Annotated in this window: 2 protein-coding genes; one reads left to right on the top strand and one right to left on the bottom strand. The window is 66.6% G+C overall.

Going from position 1 to position 2,521, the window contains the following annotated elements:
* Positions 1-864: 864 nt before the first annotated feature.
* Complete coding sequence (locus ABT147_RS47060) at positions 865-1,302, bottom strand: VOC family protein (protein ID WP_351418697.1); 438 nt, start codon at positions 1,300-1,302, stop codon at positions 865-867.
* Between the two features lie 334 nt (positions 1,303-1,636).
* Between ABT147_RS47060 and ABT147_RS47065 the strand changes: the two genes are divergently transcribed.
* Positions 1,637-2,521: IS110 family transposase (locus ABT147_RS47065; RefSeq protein WP_351418699.1), on the top strand; the 885-nt coding region annotated here is incomplete at its 3' end.

The raw sequence follows: 2,521 nt of genomic DNA on the forward strand, positions 1-2,521 counted from the left end.
AGGCCCCGCTCCAGTCCTTCGGCTCCGGCTCACTCTCACAGGTGGTAAGTCACACCGCCTCCCGGCCGGGGACCGGCATGGTCGGTGCCGTTCACGACGGTCCCGGATCTCAACGAGCGGCCGGAAGATGTCGTGTTGAGCAGGCGGGACACGGGCCCGCCAGCGGCCGCATGGAGGGTGCTGCCACGAGGCGGGATGCCCGTGTCAGGTGACATGTGGTGACCGGTTCGGCCGGGTGGGAGGGCAGTGTCGCCAAGGCACGTACGAGGCGGCCCAGGCGGCTGTCGGCGTCGACGGCCATGCGTGATCTCCGGACAGTGGGGGCATATCGGGCCGCCGCGGCCTACCGGCGTATCGCTCCCTGCTGGAGCGTCCGCAGAGACGGCGTCACGGACCGGGTGGTGTCTGCCGCCTGTTGGGGGCCGGCCTGGAGCGCGACACACGGCAATCGCTGATCCACGTCCTGTAGGGCGGGCCTGCAAGGAAAGACGCAGCCCCTGAGGAGGGGAGCGGGTGACCGGGAGTGCCGCGCGGACTCCGCGCAGAGGCGTCGCGCCTGGAGACGGGACAGTTACAGCTGACGTGCTGTTCCACCCCGGGCGCGACGTTCGGAGGCAGAGACGGTCGTGGCCACCCGGACAACAGCAACGAGGCCGGGATCTGGTGGTCCCGGCCTTCGCGTCTGACGTACTGTGCGCCAGCGGGAGGGCGGGCGCGGTAGATCTTGGGTCAGGAGAACAGGCGATCTACTTCTTTCCCATCTTGATCGAAAACAATGACATCACCGTAAATCCAGACAGTAGGGCTGCCGCATAGGAAGGGACGCGACACGCTGCGCGCGGCCAGTTGGCCTGACCGACCCCGTCAGACCAGGCAAAACTCGTTACCTTCCGGGTCTGCCATCACCACGTGATCCGGCCTGCCCTGCAACTCGTCCTCACGGACCACGGTCGCGCCCGCAGCGGTCAACCGCTCCACCGCCTCGACCACGCGCGGCCAGCGCACCTCCCACGGGGTTTCACGGCCGCCACCAACTTGCACGTCGATATGCAGCCGGTTCTTCGCCACCTTCGGCTCCGGCACCTTCAGGAAGGACAAGGTGGGGCCCACGCCGTCAGGATCTGAGAGGTACGCCCCGTCATCCCACTCGTCCTCCGGAACCTCATGATGCGAGAACCACTCCTCCCAGCTCCCGAACCCTGCGGGCGGGGGCTTCTCCTCGTAGCCCAACGCCAGCGCCCAGAACGCGGCCAGTTTCCCCGGGTGCGCGCAGTCGATCGTCAAGCTCCACTTGGTCGCCATGAGCCCTCCCCAGTCGGATGAACGGACTGTACCGCGCACCTCCGACACCTCCTGCCCGCTGCCTCAAGCGTGCGCCGCGGCCTGACGAACGGCATTAGGAATCCCTACCTTGTTGATCGGGATGAGCAAGCCATTCGTAGGGTTGGCTCACCCAGGGGTGTCGGGTGTGGCTTTCAGTAGTCTGCCGTCCGTGGCTTCAGACGATTGGCCGCCCGACACCCCCGCGACGACTCGGCTGCTGATTAGGAATTGCGATCCGATCGCTGAGTAGGGACTCGCCAGCGAGGTCGTCTGTGGTGCATGCGGGCAAGTAAGCGATCTCTGGAGAGTGCGCGTGACAGCGATCTGGGCCGGTATCGATGCCGGCAAGACCCATCACCACTGCGTGGTGGTCGACGGCACCGGCAAGCGGCTGTTGTCGCGACGAGTGGCCAACGACGAGCCGGAACTGCTGAGACTCCTGGCCGACGTCCTCGCCCTGGGCGACGAGGTCACCTGGGGCATCGACCTGGCCGACGGCGGTGCTGCCCTGCTGATCGACCTGCTGATCAACCACGGTCAGTACACGCTCTACATCCCCGGCATGGCAGTCAACCGGGCATCCGAAGGCTACCGGGGCGAAGGCAAGACTGACGCCAAGGATGCAGCGATTATTGCAGATCAGGCCCGCATTCGGCGGGATCTGCAACCCCTGCGGCCCGGCGACGAACTGGTCACCGAACTGAAGATCCTCACCGTTCACCGACGCGACCTCACCGACGACCGCACCCGTGCGATCAACAGGCTGCGGGGCCGCCTCACCGGAATCTTCCCGGCCCTCGAACGAACTCTGGACGTGACCAACGCTGGGCCCCTCGTCCTGCTCACCGGCTACCAGACCCCGGCGGCCATCCGCCGCACCGGTGCCCGCCGACTGGAGACCTGGCTGCGCAACCGCAAGGTCCGCGGCGCCGCCCAACTGGCGCAGGCCGCCGTGGAAGCTGCTGAGCGCCAGCACACCAGCGTGCTCGGGGAGAAGCCGACCGCCCAGCTCGTACACACCCTGGCGAGGGAGGTGATGCGCCTCAACGAGCAAGTCGCCGAGATCGACAAGCTCATCAAGGCCCTGTTTCGCGAGCACAAAAAGGGTCTGCCGCACGATCGGGTGACATCTGAACTGGCTTGCCCTGTGGGGCAGGTGGGAAGGATGTCGCTGTGCCCAAGCCTTATCCGGAGGAGT

Source organism: Streptomyces sp. NPDC001868 (assembly GCF_040297125.1).
Taxonomy (GTDB): Bacteria; Actinomycetota; Actinomycetes; order Streptomycetales; family Streptomycetaceae; genus Streptomyces.